We start from the raw sequence: 14,905 nt of genomic DNA, 5'->3' as shown, positions 1-14,905 counted from the left end.
TCAGTTCAAGGCCGAACGGGCGATCATGTCGAACATCAGGTTGATCAGTTGGATCAACTCCACGCCAATCCAGCGCCCCGTCAGGATCAGGGTAATGCCAACCGCCACCAGCTTGATGCCAAAGGGCAGCGTCTGGTCCTGTATCTGCATCAGGGCCTGTACCAGAGATGTCATCACGCCGACGATCACTGCCACGATCAACGGAGGTGCCGATAGCACCACCACCAGCAACATGCCCTGTTTGAAGAGTAGGATCGGTTCCATAGGCCACTCAGAGATAAGAAAAGAACAAGCTGTCGAGCAGGCGCGACCACCCGGACACCAGCACGAACAACAACAACTTGAGGGGTAAGGAAATGGTCATGGGTGAGACCATCTGCATGCCCAGCGCCAGTAACAGGTTGGAAACAATCAGATCGATGACGATAAAGGGCACATAGATCAGGAAGCCGATCTCGAACCCTGCCTGCAACTGCGAAAGCACAAAAGCCGGGATCAGCAGCAACAGGTCATCGCGATGGGCGTTTTGCGCCATCTCCGGCGGCCACATGCGCGCGGTGTTTTCCACCAAATGGGTCAGGACGTCCGGGTCGGTGTTGCGGCTCATAAAGGTGCGCAGCGGCTTTATCGCCTCTAGCCCCGTTTCTTGCAGGCGCTGCACGCTGCTCATGTCCACGGGGAATTGCTTGGCATTCTGTGCCATTTCATATCCCACGGGCGCCATGACAAACAGGGTTGCCGCCAGCGCTATGCCGTTCAACGCCATGCTGGGCGGCACCTGCTGCACGCCAATCGCGTTGCGGGTGATCATCAGCACAATGACGATTTTCAGAAAGGCCGTGCAGACAATCAACAACATAGGCATCAACGACAATGCCGCGAGAAACAACGCCAGGACAATGGGGTCGATCCCCTGAAAAGTCATCGCGCGAAAATCACACGGGACAACTGCAAGCCGAGGCGTCCATCCACCTCCACCAACTGGCCCTGACCAATCGGTCGATCGCCGTAGTAAAGCCCTGCCATGCCCGGGGCGTAGCCCGCGATGCTCAACACCGCGCCGGGGGCCAGATTGCGCAGCTCCCCGAGGGTCAGGTTCAGGGTCCCACAGCGCACATTCAAGGCCATGCTCAACTCATCGAAAGGCTCATGGCCAAAAACATCTACCACGGGTTCATCAAGATCATGCTCGTCATACCCTGAGTAATGTTGTGCTGAAAGATCCTCGTCCACAGACGTCTCCTCGATAGATATAAGTGTCAGGCACACAGACCCCGATTCATCATCAAGGCGCCCATGCACGCGATGCCTTCCCATCCGCAACCGACCATTGCCGTGCACATCGAAAAAGGCCTGTTCCAGCATCACCACATCACCGACACGCAGGCTGCGAACCTGGGTCAGGGGTAGCTGCAAGCGCCCCAGCGTCACGGCAATCGCCAGTTGAAACGAGGCCGGTAATGGCTGGGCCGTCGGCTGCCATTGCCCCGCCTCGCACAGCGCCAACAGACTTTCAGGGGTCAGCAACAGATACCCCACCACCCTGGAGGGCCCCAGCGTCACCGTAAGCCGGCAACCGAAATTCAGTTTTCCAGGAGGCGTGCGAAGGCGCAGGTAACCGAACAGCGCTCGCACCTGAGGGCTCAAGTGGTGCTGGAACAGCTCCCAGAACCAGGAATCCGGATCATTGCCAGCCTCTGCCAGCGTCACCGGGCACTCCCCCAGCAGGCTGAACATCGGCCCCGGCTCGCTGAAGGCCAGCAGGCCGCAAGCACTGTCGAAATACAGGGGGGCAGCGCTTCTGGGCGCGCGCCCGGGTTCCAGCAGCAACTCTCCCTGCTGGTCCTGGACCGTAAACCCCATGCGCAAGCCGCGCCCCAAACGAAGCCTCGCCGCCACCGTGCCGCTTTTGACCGATGGAATGACCAAGGTCGGCAGGATCATGCCGTCCCCACATGCACCAGATGCACATTGACCGGCTGGCCCAACCCTTCGGCCAAACGCTCCTCGCAGCACTGGCGCACGCCCCCCAGCCAACGGGCGGTCAGCTCCTGTTCTGCCGCCAACTCTATGCTCCAGGCCCCCTGTTCACGACGCACACTGGCATTGATCCGGCCCAGGCGCGGCAGATACAGCAACGCCTGCAGGGGCCACTGCACTCCCCCACGGATCTGGGGGAGCAACTGGCCGGTCATGGCTTCAATCATCAAGATATCGGCGGACGCCGCAGCACCCGTGGCCGATGGGCCGTAACCGGCGCTCTCGTCGGTGTCGCCAAGCAGATGAGTAAACAACTGCCCCAGCTCCCTGGCCAAGCCGCCCACCATCACCGGCTCCCTGTCGTCCCGAGGCTCACGCAGACGCGGGCGTTCGGGTTTGCTTGCTGGAACTTGCGTCATATTTCTTCCTGTATTGCTTCCTGAGCCAACAAAACGGACAACTCCTGAAGTTTCTCGACCTCTTTAAGGCATTGGCTCACCTGTTGCTGCGCACTGGCGACCTGCACCACCTGCTCCTCACGCCGGCCATGCAGCTCATGCAACTGCCCTTCTTCGCGCCGGGTTCCGGCGGACAAAGTGCGCTCCTGGGTCCCCCAGGACTTGAGCTGGGACAGCGAGAGCACCTGCCCCTGGTGCTTCTCCAACAGCTCTGCGGTTTTCTGGATTTCCTCCAGGCGGGTCTGCTCAAGGGCTTGCTGGGCCTGCTGGATTTGCGCCAACAAGGCCTGCTGGTGCCGCTTGGCCTCACGCAACGCGCGCTCGGCGCGGTCGGCGCGATGCCTGCGCAGACGCCGCAAGGTGTCGAGTTCAGAAAGGGACATGGGTGGTCAGGCTCATCAATTGATCGAGGGTCATCGGCATCGGTGCCGGCTCGCGCAAGTCCTGGCGCAGGAAGCCATCCACCGCCTGGCGGCTGTCCACGGCCAGGTCCGTCAGGGCATCGTTGCCGGGCTGGTATTCCCCCAGCTTGAGCATCAGCTCGATCTGCTGGTACGCCGATAACAAGCGACGCAGTGCCGTCCCGGCCTGGATATGCGCGGGCTCGGCGACGTTGCTCAAAATCCGTGACAGGCTGGCCAGCACATCCACCGCCGGGTAGTGGCCGCGCTCGGCCAATTTGCGCGACAAGACGATATGGCCATCGAGCAGCGAGCGCACTTCATCGGCCACCGGATCGCTCATGGAGTCCTGCTCGATCAGCACCGTATAGATCGCCGTGATCACCCCCTCGCGGGTCAGCCCTGCGCGCTCTACCAGACGCGGCAGCAAGCTGTACACCGACGGCGGCAGGCCGCCACGCCCCAGCGGTTCGCCGGCGGCCAGGCCGATTTCGCGCTGGGCCCGGGCAAAACGGGTCAGGGAGTCGATCAGCAACAGGACCCGCTTGCCCTTGCGTCGGTAGCCTTCGGCCAGTGCCGTGGCGGTGAAGGCAGCCCGGGCGCGCTCCATGCTTGAACGGTCGGACGTCGCACACACCAGCACCGCCTTGGCCCGCAGTCGCTCATCCAGTTCATGATCGAGAAACTCGCGCAACTCGCGGCCCCGCTCGCCAATCAGGCCGAACACAATCACATCACAGTCGACGTTTCGGGCGATCTCCGCGAGCAACGTGGTCTTGCCACAGCCGGCCCCCGCAAACAGGCCAACGCGCTGGCCTTCACCCAGGGTCAGCAGGCCGTCGATCGAACGCACCCCGGTGGACAATGCGCGGTGGATCCGCGGCCGCTCGGTGGGCAACGGCGCCTCGCACAACACCAGGCTGGTATCGTGGGCGTGCGCCTCGACAAAGGCGCTGGCCCCCTCCCCCGTAATCGGGCGACCAAAGCCGTCCAACACCTGGCCCAACAGGTCATCGCCAACCCGCACCCGATGCGCAACCCCCAACTGCTCGACACTGGCACCCACGCGCACGCCTTCCAGGTTGCCCAGGGCACTGAGCACCGCATCCTGCTGATCGAAACCGATAATCTCGGCCAGCATGTAGTCGCCCGTGGACTTTTCCACCTGGCACAAATCGCCAATACGCGCGTCGGGCAAGCGGCATTGCAGCAACATGCCGTTGACCCGCTGAATACGCCCACGTACCGAGACCGGCGCAAAATTGGCCAGGGCCTGTGATCGGTCCTGCTGCCAGGCCTCCAGGCGTGCCTGCAGCTCGCCACTCACCAGCGCACCTCATAGCGCTGCACGCCGTCGAACACCACCTTGCTGTTATCAATCAGGACCAGCCGCAAGCCATCCACTTCATCCCCGACAAACAGCCGGCTGCCTTCATCCAGGACCACATGCCCATTGGGCCCGCCGACGATCTGCAGGATCTTGAAAGGGAACACGGCGCTGCGCTCTTTGACCCGGCTGATCACCGGCACGGAGGTCTCGAACTGCTCGCCAAAACGACTGAGCATGCGCGACACCACTCCCACCTCGTCCAGGGAAACGTCACCGTCCAGAGCCACCTGGCCATTGATCACCTGCAGGCGGATCCGATGACCCAGCTCACGCTCGTTGAGCATTTTCAGCAGTTGCTGGCGGACTTCGTAGGGTGAGTCCAGCTCGTTTTTTTGACTTTTCACCGGCATCAACGACGCCTGCGCCTCGTGGTCGCCCGTGGTGGCCAGGCCCACCGCCGTAATGATGACGGCAATCACCAGCACCAGGCTGAGCATGCGCTTCTGTTGCGGCCCGGAAATCGAGGACAACGTTAACGCCGGCACCGCCTGGCCGACCGGCCTGGGCGCAGGCGCATCGGCAGCAGGCATCGCTGCTTGCGGCCAAGGCTGGTCGGCCAGGGTGACACACAGGCGAACATTGCCAATCGTAAAAGGACTACCCAGTGCCAGGTCGGCAATCTGCGCCAGAAGCCGACCGTCGCCGGCCCGCACCAGCCCTTCTTCGGCCTGCACCGACCAGCGCTGCTCGATACAACGCAACAGCACATGCCGCTCGGCAATACCTTCGTCATACAGCGAAAGATCAGCATCCGGGTGGGCCCCAATCAGCCATTGCCCGCCAAACAGTGGCAGCGCAGCCCCCTGGTGCAGACCATCAAGCACGCGCAATTCAAACATCATCGAGCCTCATTACCGCTGGAACGACATTGGCCCGCGCAAGACTCACTAACGCCCTCATGCCACCTCCTCGCGCATCAGATCGTCCCGGGCCAGATCAAAACGCCCCAGCACCTTGACCTTGGATGAAGCACTCAGCTCGGCGAACGACAGGACCGGCACATGGTTGAACTCTTCCAATAGGAGGGTGCGCAAGGGGCTGCGCAAGTCCTGCGCCACCAGCAGCACGCTCTTGCTCTTGGGGCGCACGGCAAAGGCTTGCTTGAGCAGGCTGACCAGCGCCGCACTGCTTTCGTGATCCAGGGAAAAGAACACCCCCGTCTGGGTCTGGCGCAGGGCATCGCGCAATACGTTTTCGGTGTGGGGTGACAGCAGCCAGGCATGCAGGCCGTCGACTTCGCTGTATTGGTGGAGAATCTGCGACTTGAGGGCTATGCGTGCATAGTCAGCCAGGGCATCCGGCTCACGCTCATGCTGACCGTGTTCGATCAGCGCCTCGACAATCAGCCGCACCGCCCGTAGGGGTACGCCCTCACCGGCCAGGCGCTGCAACACCGATGAAAACCGCGACAGCGGCATGATCCGCTGCAGCTCCTGCACCAGCTCCGGCTGGTTGAACTCCAGCCAACTGAGAATCGCCTTGCTCTCCTGAATCCCGAGAAACTGCGGGCCACTGAGCAACATCGCCCGGGTCATCCGCTCCTGGAGCAAGCTGTACGCCGTCGAGCGCGCCAGGTGTTCGTCCGCCAGCACCGGGTCATCGGGGGTGAACCAGACCCAGTCCTGTTCATCACGCTCCACCAGGCCCCTGCTGCCGCTTTCAGGCTCGGCCGACAGTGCCGCCAGCTCCACGCCGACCCAGTGACCTAGGGTGGCTTTCAATATGGGCACTTCATGCACGCAGAAGCGAAACTCATCGTCGGCCAGCGTAGGCGCAAACTCGACTTCAAACGGCGGCAGCGTCAAGCCGATCTGGGTCACCAGGCTATTGCGGCTCTGGCGCACCCCGTGGATCACTTCAGTGACCAGCGGGCTATCCTGCAGGGCCGGCGGAAACTGCAACAGGTAAGGCCGCGACGGATCGAAACCACGCAAGTCCTCCACCCCGTTCTGCTCCGGCGGGAGGGTATCGGCGACCGGTTCCTGCGCCTGCTGCTCACGCTGACGCTGGCGCGTAAGGTAATAACCCAGGCTGCCGGTCATCAGCGAAATAAGGATAAACACCACCGTGGGCATCCCCGGCAGCGTCGCGAACGCGAGCATGCCCACCGAGGCGATCATCCAGCTCTTGGGCTCACTGGTCATTTGCCGGGCAATCTCGGCGCCCATGTTGTTGCTGCCTTTGTTGCGACCGGACGGCGCCACACGGGTGATGATCATGCCGGCCGTCAGCGAGATCAGCAGGGCCGGGATCTGCGCGATCAAGCCGTCACCAATGGTCAGTACCGAGTACAACGCCATGGAGTCGCCGGCGCTCATGCCATGCTGGAACATGCCGGTGGCAAAACCGCCCAGCAAGTTGATCACCACAATGATCAGCCCGGCGATAGCGTCTCCCTTGACGAACTTCATCGCCCCGTCCATGGCCCCGAACAACTGGCTTTCACGGGACAGTTGCTCACGTTTGTCACGGGCCTGGTTGCCATCAATCAGGCCGGCACGCAGGTCACTGTCAATGGACATTTGCTTGCCGGGCATGGCATCGAGGCTGAAACGCGCGGCCACTTCCGCAACCCGTTCCGAGCCCTTGGTGATCACCAGGAAGTTCACCAGGGTCAGGATCATAAAGATCACCAACCCCACCGCCAGGTTGCCGCCCACCACAAAGTTGCCGAACGCCTCGACAATGTCACCGGCGTCCTGCTCCAGCAGGATCAGACGCGTGGTGGCAATCGACAACGCCAGGCGAAACATCGTGGTCAGCAGCAGGATCGACGGAAACGAGGAAAAGGCCAGCGGCCCCGGCAGGTACAACGCCAACACGATCAGCAGGCACGAAATACAGATATTGACCGCAATCAGGATATCCACCAGCCAGGTGGGCAACGGCACGATAAAGATAAACACAATGGCCATGACGACCACCGCGCCCAGCACCTCGGCACGCTGTGCAACCTTCAACAGCACCCCGTTGATTGCCCGCAACGCACTCATGCCTTGAGCCCTGGCCACGTGTGGGTATGTCGCGCGCCTCGCTCCTGCATGGCGTATTCAAGCAGCACCTGCTTGTAGCTGTTCACGGCCTCTTCGCGCCGTCTTGCATCGCACCACCAGGCCAGGGGCAAGGCTTTGAGCTCGGGAAAAAAGGCGCCGAGGGAACTCAACTGGTGAGACAGCTCACTCCCCCCCAGGTCCCTGGCCAGGTGCTTGATTTCGTGGGGCGTAAGACCGTTGGCCGCATACCCCAGCAAGCGCTGCAACAGACCCAGCGGATCCAGATGCAGTTCGGGGTACAACAGCAGGGAGCGCCCGATCAGCTCCTTGCAGCGCGCGAGCACGCCGCTCAGCCGGCTGCAGTCGTTCAGGCCCAACAGCAAAGTGCGCAACTGGCCCCGATCGACCGACGAGGTCTGCGCGGCAATATCATCGGCCAGGGCCCGGCGGATCAGCTTCAGCCCCGTCTCGAAGTCACCTTCACCATACAGCCCCAGCAGCGACTGCATCAGGGTCGCCAGCGATTGGGTCGTGACCACGCTGGTGTAATACAGGCTGCGCACCGCCTGGCGCATCTGTGGGTCATCGCTGCCGGCCTGCAGCGCCATCGCCGTGTTCAGGCCCGCCTGGATCTGCGGCTGGTAGTGGTTCTCCAGATCAGTCAGGGAACTGCGTGCCAGGCTAGCCTCCGCAGTACGCCCCTCAGCATCCGCCTGGAGCGCCACGTGCTTGAGCACCACATAGGCCCGCGCCGGGTCGTTGCCGGTGATCTGCATGATTTTGCCGACGCCGGCGCGGAGCAGCAATTGCCCCCTGACATTACGGGCAATGGTCGCCATTTTCGCCTGGGCCGGATGACCCAGTTGCTCATAGAGCTGGACCAACTGCTCGGCCGGAGGCGTACGCAAGCCCAGTTGACGCTCGCTCAGGGACGTGGCGTTGCGTGCGACCTCCTGGCTGAACATCTCACTGAAATCGTCAGCGATGGGGGCGTTTATCAGCGACGACGGCCCACTCTCGAACCGTGTAGATGCCGGCTGATTCAACTGCGGGTGATTTTGCACATCAAGGTTGGGATCGACTTTCATGGGAGTGCCAGGACAAGAGATTCGTATCCTTGTGTGGCTACAGCACCCGATACAGTTCCATCTTCGCCGTCATTTCCCAGGGCAATGAAAATACCTGCACAAACTCATGATGCTTTGTGCAAGGCCTTGCATGAAAAACACCTAAAACAAGATATTTCCTTATATTTATCAACCAGATAGAGACTTTCCGCGCTTGGCACAAGCGGTGCTAACAGGGTTCTCGTCGAAACCATTTCGACTGCTTCTACCCTGAGGAAAAATCATGGATATCCCTATCAGTGTTTTAGTTAATTTACCCCGTGACCCTAGCCAATCCATCCAAGATCTGTCCGACGACCACCACAAGCGCCTGCGCCGGTTCATTCATAAACGCGTACTGAACCCAGAGGATGCGGACGACATCCTGCAACTGACGTATCTGGAGGCCTGGCGCAACCGCCATCACTTCAGCGCGCAGGCGTCACTGAGCACCTGGATGTGCGGGATCGCGCTGAACTTGATCCGCAATCACTTCCGCCGCCTCTATGCCAAGCCGGTGCATTGCGAGTTCGACGAAGCGCTCTCCCATGGGCAGAACGAAGAACAGGATCTGGCGCGCCAATTTGAGATCAGCCGCCGCCTGGAAAATACTCTGAGTGCCATCCAGCACCTGCCCCTGGAAATGCGCAATACCTTGTATGCCTCATTGGAAACCGACGGCAGCTACCAGGACACCGCCGACGCCCTGGCGATCCCGATTGGTACCGTCCGCTCCCGACTGTCCCGGGCGCGGGAACAGCTCAAACGCGCGACAAAGTCTCACCCCTACCAGTAGGAAAGGTGTCGCCCAGGGATAGGGCAAACCTTACGGCTTTACGCTTTTTTCGTGCGAGGCAACAGAATCGCCAGCACCCCGAGCAATGGCAGGAACGAGCACAACGTGTACACGTACTCGATGCCATGAATATCTGCCAGATACCCCAGCAACGCCGCGCCAATCCCGCCAAACCCAAACATCAGGCCAAAGAACACCCCGGCGATCATCCCTACATTGCCCGGTACCAATTCCTGCGCGTACACCACAATCGCCGAGAACGCCGAGGCCAGGATAAAACCGATCACCACACTGAGCACGCTGGTCCAGAACAGGTCGACATGGGGCAACAGCAAGGTGAACGGCGCCACACCGAGGATCGAGAACCAGATCACCGCCTTACGGCCGATCTTGTCGCCAATCGGCCCGCCAAAGAACGTACCCGCCGCCACCGCGCCGAGGAACAGGAACAGATGCAACTGGGAACTGGCCACCGACAGGTCGAACTTCTCGATCAGGTAAAAGGTGAAGTAACTGGTGAAGCTGGCCATGTAGAAGTACTTGGAGAACACCAACAGCCCCAGCACCACCAGCGCGCCGAGCACACGGTTTTTCGACAGGCCATGGGTGGCGGCCTGGCCTTGCTTGAGCTTGAACAGGTTCAAATGGTTGCGGTACCAGCGGCTGATCGCATACAGCACGCCCAGGGCAAACACCGCGAACAAGCCGAACCAGGCGACATTGCCCTGGCCGAACGGAATGATGATCGCCGCCGCCAGCAACGGGCCAAACGCCGAACCCACGTTACCGCCCACCTGGAAGGTCGACTGCGCCAGGCCATAACGCCCACCCGAGGCCAGGCGCGCCACGCGGGACGCCTCCGGGTGGAAGGTCGAGGAGCCAATACCGATCAACGCCGCCGCCAGCAGAATCAGCGGGAAACTGCCGACCTGGGACATCATCAAAATCCCCACCAGCGTACAGATCATCCCGCAGGGCAACAGGAACGGCTTGGGATGACGGTCGGTGTAATACCCCACCCATGGCTGCAGCAGCGAGGCCGTGAGCTGGAACGTCAGGGTAATCAGGCCGACCTGGGTAAAGGTCAGGCCATAGCTTTGCTTGAGCATCGGGTAGATCGACGGCAACACCGCCTGAATCAAGTCATTGATCAAGTGCGCCAGCGCCACGGCGCCGATGATACGCATGACCAACGGGCTGGATTGCGCCGCGGCCGGCGCCGTAGCCACTGAAGGCTGGGAATTGGTAAGGGCCATGAGAAACGTTTCCGTACAGCAGATGGATGCACAGGTGCAGGTGTGACAATGTGCCACTTAATGGGGCAGGAAGGCTATCCCGTTAGCAGGCTAACGAGTAGGTGAATCGTTGCAGCGAACACCAGCCAGGCGCCGAACGCGCCACAAATCAAATGTGTGCGGGCTTGTGTGGGAGCCGGGCTTGCCCGCGATGCAGGCAACTCGGTGTATCAGATGCCATCGCAGGCAAGCCCCACACTCAGATGTTCGCGGCCTGGTGAAGTGCACAAATCCCCAGCCACTGGTCGCCTCACCCGGTGTTTTTCCTTAAACAGTTGATAGCGTAGATAAATTTTCAAAAAAAGCGCTTGACGCATTCCCGTTCTACGCGAATAATGCGCGCCACTTGGCTACATAGCTCAGTTGGTTAGAGCATAGCATTCATAATGCTGGGGTCCGGGGTTCAAGTCCCTGTGTAGCCACCAAGTACCGATCCATAGATGTCTACAGCAGTCTATGAATCACCTCAAGAAGCCCGCCTCGTGCGGGTTTTCTTGTTTCTGGCTGTCTACCTCTACCCCATCCTTCCCCTCTGTGTAGGCCCACACGCATGCTTCAATAGCACATGGCGGAAGCTCGGGCGCAGACCATCATCGATGAAGGCATCCCATCAGAAGAGACGCTTCGCGAACTGCTTATTCTTTGCTGGCACTCGTCCCAGATCGCGGACTCATTCTTTCTATCTCACGCCAACTGCACCCGTTTTCTCGTCCAACTGGCGCAGATCGCAATTGACGAAAAAGACTATCAAGGCGACGCACCGCCCGCTGCTGCTTACTACCTTGAGAAGCTGCCACCTCCAGTGTTGAAGGGCGTCGCGGATATCCTGCTACGTGGTTTTCCCGTCGAGGAGTGCGGCCACAACAATTCACTCGCTGTCGCAATTGCACTCTCCGGGATCGAAGGTGGCAGGGCAAAAGTTCAGGGCGCATACGAGAATGATTTCCTCAACACCGACAGCTACGAAAAGGTCATGGCAATCTATGCCGAGCACTCGCAGCCCTGACCCTACGCTCAAGTTCGCTCAGTAAAGCGTAAGCTGGAGATGCGAATGGCCGAGGCTCAAACCAGGGTCGCTCAGGAGCTTGATACTGCGCGACGCGTCGGGACCGCAGAAGTGTGGCGATGCGCCCTCAAAAGGGAGAACCCAATGCAGCGGGCAATTGTTGATCAATGGCTTATCCAGTGATGCCCCGGATGAAGCTTCAGCAAATGCCGCCTCAGCCACGCCACCTCCTCATCGGGCAGCGTCGGCAAGGCCTTGTGAAAATCCTCCTCATCCTTTGGCCGCACGTGCAGGGCTTTGAACAAGAGGATCGCCGCAGGCCTTAAATATGGAATGCCTTCACTGCTCAGATACAACATTTCGGTACGGGGAAACCGGATAGACCCATCCCGTTTGTATACCCATACTTCAGGGCTTCCTGATTCAATCATCATGTCCACCCGCCAGGCTTGAGCAACAGGGTCGAAACACCACACCTGCTGAATGTCTAATCCTGGGATTTGACCCACGGGAAGAAAAGTGAGCACTCCGGCCTTCGCGGTGTACATATCAAGGTCGCCAAGCGCGTGCCGGAACTCCGAAAAATCGTCTCGCAACAGGGTGAACTCTATATCGTCATGCTCCCTCGTCTTTTCGCCGTGCCATAGGTCAAGCGCCCACCCGCCGACAACGCACCAGGGGAGCGAGACGGTCTTCAGGCGAACAGCCAACTCAGCGGGCGTCCATGAACGCCATAGTTCTTGATCCGGCGCCAGAGCCTTGTCCGTCATAACCTGATCTCCGATCGTTCTGAAAATTACTGGCATGCCTAGCGCATTGGGCCACTCACGCATCACATCAATGAAAACCGCTTTCGATAATCACTTGGCCCAACGCCGAGACGGCGCATAAATGCCCTTCTGAACCCGTCCGCATTGGCATAACCGACTGTATCGGCCAAGCGTTTAAGTGAAACATCGGCATCTTCAATCAGCCGTCTGGCCGCATCAATGCGGGCCAATTCGACAAATTCGGCCGGGGTCGAGCCGGCTTCAGCCTTGAAGGTACGGGCGAAGTTTCGCTCACTCATACCGGCGCGGGCGGCCAAGGCAGGGACGCTCAAGTCGGCCTTCAGGTGCTCCACCACATATTCCTGCACGTCCCGGATCACGCTGCGTTCGGCGGTTTGCGCTGCCAGTTGCGCGCTGAACTGCGATTGCCCGCCAGGCCGCTTGAAGAACATCACCATTTCACGGGCCACGCTGAGCGCCAATTCTCTGCCGTAATCTTCTTCGACCAGCGCCAACGCCAGGTCCATGCCCGCCGTAACACCCGCCGACGTGTAGATGTTGCCGTCCTTGATAAAGATGCTATCCGGATCGACGTGGGTGTGCGGATACTCCTTGGCAAGCCTTGCGCTGGAATTCCAATGGGTGGTGACACGGCGCCCGTCGAGCAGACCTGCGGCGGCCAGCAAAAAAGCACCGCTACAGACTGAGCCGATACGACGGACGGATTTGGCTTGCCGGCGTAGCCAATCTTGCAACGCAGGGTCATGCGCGATTTCGTTGATATGTGGGCTGCCGGCCACGAGCAAGGTGTCGACCTTGCCCTTATATGTTTCGAAGGTTTCATCAATGCCAAGCTTCAAACCACTTGAGGTTTTGATCAGGCCCTTGCTGGTACCGATGACTTCGACCCGATAGGCACGCGGGTTCCCCAGTTGCTTGGCGGCTTCAGCAAAGATATCGGCGGGCCCGGCGACGTCCAGCAGTTGCACACGAGGGAATGCCAGAAGGGTGATACGCATGATGTCTGTCCTTGTCGAATAATTGGCTGAATACATCGCTTTATGACTATTTCAGCCAATGTTTATTTGGCTGAAAATATCCACAACAGCAAATTCAGTCAATCAAGAGACTAGCATGAACACTGCATACACCCCCACCGTCGATACCGCTCGAGCGGTAACCGTCAGCAAAACTTCGATCAAAAACCTGCCTATCAATTTATTCGGCTCAGTGATGGGTTTGGCCGGCCTGGCCCTGGCTTGGCGCTTGAGTGGTCAGTATTACGGCGTCGGCGGCAGCTTGGGTGAGGCCATTGGCGCGCTGGCCGGCCTGGTATTCGTGCTGTTGACCCTGGGTTACCTGACCAAATGGGTGAAACATCCAGCAGCGGTCAAGGCCGAGTTCAACCACCCGATTGCCAGCAACTTTTTTGGCACCGTCACCATTGCACTGCTGTTGCTTTCGGCAGTCGCGGGGGCCCACAACGAATGGCTCGGACAGGCTCTCTGGATACTGGGCAGCGCACTGACGGTGCTGCTCGCAGGCTTCGTGGTTTACCGTCTGTTGTCGGGCAATCAGGACCCGTTGAATGCCGTACCTGCCTGGCTGATTCCAGGCGTTGCCACCCTTGATATCGCGGTAACCGGTGCGCATATGCCGATGGCCTGGGCGACTGAGTTCAACCTGTTTGCCCTCGCCGTGGGTGCGGTGCTGGCGCTGGTACTCTTCACCCGAATCTTTTCGCGGCTGGTGCATGAGGCCGCTCCGGCCAAAGGCATGGTGCCTTCGCTGATGATCCTGATTGCCCCCTTTGAAGTAGGTTTTCTGGCCTACACCAACGTATTCGGCGAGATCGACCGGTTTGCCAGCGTGTTGTTCTACTTCGGCCTGTTCCTGTTCGTGGTGCTGAGCTTCAAAGTGTTCCGTCGGGATGTGCCTTTTGCCCCTTCATGGTGGGCAATCAGCTTCCCCATCGCAGCGCTGAGCAACGCAGCGTTGAAATATGCACATGCCCAGGACAGCAGCGTGTTGATGGTCATCGCCGCTGTGATCCTGCTGTTCCTCACTGTGGCACTGAGCGTGCTGCTGGTGAAAACCCTGACCAGCCTGTTCAGCGGCAAACTGTTGGCCAACTGACCTTTTACCTCCCTTTGGCGAGCCTTAACCGGCTCGCTTTTTTGCCTTTGCGCATCGTCATGCCGGCTCTGAGTGCTAACCCACCTAGCGTACACCGCCAAAGACAATGGCTCCCATCAACCATGCTACTCCCCAAGCGCCAGACCGGGCCGTTGCCAGCCTTGATCGCGAGCAAACCGAACAATGGCCAGGCAAGAGTTATGTGAAAGATTTGCGCCATCAGGCGGGCTCGCCCGCAACGGCTCTATCGCTACCTTTATCACCAAATGATCCGAGGTGAACGTTGAAAGGTAACAAGGCAGTTCCCCTTGTTGATCCCCTGACGACCCATCGGTTGGTACTGCGCACGCCCCATGCATCTCATGCGGCAACAATGCACACTTATTTGCTGGAAAATCGTACCTATCTCCAACCGTGGGAACCGCTGCGAGATGGTGGTTTTTTCAACCTTGATGCCGTGACTCAACGGCTGCAGTTGATGGAGCACAAAGCCGCCAGAGGCGAGGCCTTGCACGTGCTGATGCGCGATAGCGATGAGCATCGAGGGTAGGAAGCTGCACCGGATCATGGCCAA

General features: G+C 59.7%; 16 protein-coding genes and 1 tRNA gene. 5 read left to right on the top strand and 12 right to left on the bottom strand.

The features are described from left to right. The 9 genes from sctS to sctW are packed head-to-tail and all read right to left on the bottom strand — an operon-like array spanning nt 1 to nt 8,310. The gene (gene sctS, locus PSH73_RS04125; protein ID WP_057958285.1) at nt 1-264 is read right to left on the bottom strand and encodes a type III secretion system export apparatus subunit SctS; all 264 of its coding nucleotides are present in this window, start codon (nt 262-264) and stop codon (nt 1-3) included. A gap of 7 nt (nt 265-271) precedes the next feature. Continuing rightward, on the bottom strand, nt 272-925 hold the full coding sequence (gene sctR / locus PSH73_RS04120) for a type III secretion system export apparatus subunit SctR (RefSeq protein WP_057958284.1): 654 nt from the start codon (nt 923-925) through the stop codon (nt 272-274). Further along, a complete protein-coding gene (locus PSH73_RS04115) occupies nt 922-1,944 on the bottom strand; it encodes a FliM/FliN family flagellar motor switch protein (RefSeq protein ID WP_305461989.1) in 1,023 nt (340 codons plus the stop codon). Before PSH73_RS04115 ends, sctR begins: the two co-directional genes overlap by 4 nt. Further along, nucleotides 1,941-2,399: a type III secretion system HrpP C-terminal domain-containing protein gene (locus tag PSH73_RS04110; protein WP_057958282.1), complete on the bottom strand. Its 459-nt coding sequence runs from the start codon at nt 2,397-2,399 to the stop codon at nt 1,941-1,943. The genes PSH73_RS04115 and PSH73_RS04110 overlap by 4 nt, the downstream gene beginning before the upstream one ends. Next, nucleotides 2,396-2,821 carry a YscO family type III secretion system apparatus protein gene (locus PSH73_RS04105; protein ID WP_057958281.1) on the bottom strand — a complete coding sequence of 142 codons (426 nt, stop codon included), beginning with the start codon at nt 2,819-2,821 and terminating at the stop codon, nt 2,396-2,398. The genes PSH73_RS04110 and PSH73_RS04105 overlap by 4 nt, the downstream gene beginning before the upstream one ends. Then, nucleotides 2,808-4,166, bottom strand: a complete 1,359-nt coding sequence (locus tag PSH73_RS04100) for a FliI/YscN family ATPase (protein WP_200656617.1) — start codon at nt 4,164-4,166, stop codon at nt 2,808-2,810. The genes PSH73_RS04105 and PSH73_RS04100 overlap by 14 nt, the downstream gene beginning before the upstream one ends. Further along, on the bottom strand, nt 4,163-5,068 hold the full coding sequence (locus PSH73_RS04095) for an FHA domain-containing protein (RefSeq protein ID WP_305420539.1): 906 nt from the start codon (nt 5,066-5,068) through the stop codon (nt 4,163-4,165). Before PSH73_RS04095 ends, PSH73_RS04100 begins: the two co-directional genes overlap by 4 nt. Before the next feature lie 57 nt (nt 5,069-5,125). Further along, nucleotides 5,126-7,222, bottom strand: a complete 2,097-nt coding sequence (gene sctV / locus PSH73_RS04090) for a type III secretion system export apparatus subunit SctV (RefSeq protein WP_198830825.1) — start codon at nt 7,220-7,222, stop codon at nt 5,126-5,128. After that, nucleotides 7,219-8,310 (bottom strand): type III secretion system gatekeeper subunit SctW, encoded by a 1,092-nt coding sequence (gene sctW, locus PSH73_RS04085; protein WP_169990135.1) that lies wholly within the window; start codon nt 8,308-8,310, stop codon nt 7,219-7,221. The genes sctV and sctW overlap by 4 nt, the downstream gene beginning before the upstream one ends. Before the next feature lie 262 nt (nt 8,311-8,572). On the opposite strand from sctW, the gene PSH73_RS04080 reads away from it, so the two are divergent. Continuing rightward, nucleotides 8,573-9,124 (top strand): RNA polymerase sigma factor, encoded by a 552-nt coding sequence (locus PSH73_RS04080; protein WP_057437724.1) that lies wholly within the window; start codon nt 8,573-8,575, stop codon nt 9,122-9,124. A 38-nt stretch (nt 9,125-9,162) separates the two neighbouring features. Here PSH73_RS04080 and PSH73_RS04075 read toward each other — a convergent pair whose 3' ends face one another. Next, a complete protein-coding gene (locus PSH73_RS04075; protein ID WP_057958276.1) occupies nt 9,163-10,380 on the bottom strand; it encodes an MFS transporter in 1,218 nt (405 codons plus the stop codon). A gap of 387 nt (nt 10,381-10,767) precedes the next feature. On the opposite strand from PSH73_RS04075, the gene PSH73_RS04070 reads away from it, so the two are divergent. Continuing rightward, nucleotides 10,768-10,844: transfer RNA gene (locus tag PSH73_RS04070), tRNA-Met, on the top strand. A gap of 140 nt (nt 10,845-10,984) precedes the next feature. Continuing rightward, nucleotides 10,985-11,425 (top strand): hypothetical protein, encoded by a 441-nt coding sequence (locus PSH73_RS04065; protein WP_128593266.1) that lies wholly within the window; start codon nt 10,985-10,987, stop codon nt 11,423-11,425. A gap of 164 nt (nt 11,426-11,589) precedes the next feature. On the opposite strand, the gene PSH73_RS04060 is transcribed toward PSH73_RS04065, so the two are convergent. Both PSH73_RS04060 and PSH73_RS04055 read right to left on the bottom strand, forming a co-directional pair. Continuing rightward, a complete protein-coding gene (locus tag PSH73_RS04060; RefSeq protein ID WP_169990518.1) occupies nt 11,590-12,195 on the bottom strand; it encodes a nucleotidyltransferase domain-containing protein in 606 nt (201 codons plus the stop codon). A 62-nt stretch (nt 12,196-12,257) separates the two neighbouring features. Further along, on the bottom strand, nt 12,258-13,214 hold the full coding sequence (locus tag PSH73_RS04055; protein ID WP_057958274.1) for a GlxA family transcriptional regulator: 957 nt from the start codon (nt 13,212-13,214) through the stop codon (nt 12,258-12,260). A 115-nt stretch (nt 13,215-13,329) separates the two neighbouring features. Here PSH73_RS04055 and PSH73_RS04050 point away from each other — a divergent pair, with 115 nt between their 5' ends. Next, nucleotides 13,330-14,331, top strand: coding sequence for an SLAC1 anion channel family protein (locus PSH73_RS04050; protein ID WP_170060234.1), 1,002 nt, complete (start codon nt 13,330-13,332; stop codon nt 14,329-14,331). Nucleotides 14,332-14,614: 283 nt separating this feature from the next. Then, entirely contained in the window at nt 14,615-14,881 is a 267-nt protein-coding gene (locus PSH73_RS04045; RefSeq protein WP_252117623.1) for a hypothetical protein, read from the top strand. Nucleotides 14,882-14,905: the final 24 nt, after the last annotated feature.

Origin of the sequence: Pseudomonas sp. FP2294 (assembly GCF_030687625.1) — a bacterium.
Lineage (GTDB): Bacteria > Pseudomonadota > Gammaproteobacteria > Pseudomonadales > Pseudomonadaceae > Aquipseudomonas > Aquipseudomonas shahriarae.
Note: the sequence above shows the minus strand (reverse complement) of the source record. Positions and strands in the feature narration are given on the sequence as shown.

Coding starts and splice junctions, on each gene's coding strand:
- sctR (WP_057958284.1), bottom strand. CDS start 925: ATGACTTTTCAGGGGATCGACCCCATTGTCCTGGCGTTGTTTCTCGCG.
- sctW (WP_169990135.1), bottom strand. CDS start 8,310: ATGAAAGTCGATCCCAACCTTGATGTGCAAAATCACCCGCAGTTGAAT.
- PSH73_RS04050 (WP_170060234.1), top strand. CDS start 13,330: ATGAACACTGCATACACCCCCACCGTCGATACCGCTCGAGCGGTAACC.
- sctV (WP_198830825.1), bottom strand. CDS start 7,222: ATGAGTGCGTTGCGGGCAATCAACGGGGTGCTGTTGAAGGTTGCACAG.
- PSH73_RS04095 (WP_305420539.1), bottom strand. CDS start 5,068: ATGTTTGAATTGCGCGTGCTTGATGGTCTGCACCAGGGGGCTGCGCTG.
- PSH73_RS04105 (WP_057958281.1), bottom strand. CDS start 2,821: ATGTCCCTTTCTGAACTCGACACCTTGCGGCGTCTGCGCAGGCATCGC.
- PSH73_RS04115 (WP_305461989.1), bottom strand. CDS start 1,944: ATGATCCTGCCGACCTTGGTCATTCCATCGGTCAAAAGCGGCACGGTG.
- PSH73_RS04060 (WP_169990518.1), bottom strand. CDS start 12,195: ATGACGGACAAGGCTCTGGCGCCGGATCAAGAACTATGGCGTTCATGG.
- PSH73_RS04075 (WP_057958276.1), bottom strand. CDS start 10,380: ATGGCCCTTACCAATTCCCAGCCTTCAGTGGCTACGGCGCCGGCCGCG.
- PSH73_RS04080 (WP_057437724.1), top strand. CDS start 8,573: ATGGATATCCCTATCAGTGTTTTAGTTAATTTACCCCGTGACCCTAGC.
- PSH73_RS04055 (WP_057958274.1), bottom strand. CDS start 13,214: ATGCGTATCACCCTTCTGGCATTCCCTCGTGTGCAACTGCTGGACGTC.
- PSH73_RS04110 (WP_057958282.1), bottom strand. CDS start 2,399: ATGACGCAAGTTCCAGCAAGCAAACCCGAACGCCCGCGTCTGCGTGAG.
- sctS (WP_057958285.1), bottom strand. CDS start 264: ATGGAACCGATCCTACTCTTCAAACAGGGCATGTTGCTGGTGGTGGTG.
- PSH73_RS04065 (WP_128593266.1), top strand. CDS start 10,985: ATGGCGGAAGCTCGGGCGCAGACCATCATCGATGAAGGCATCCCATCA.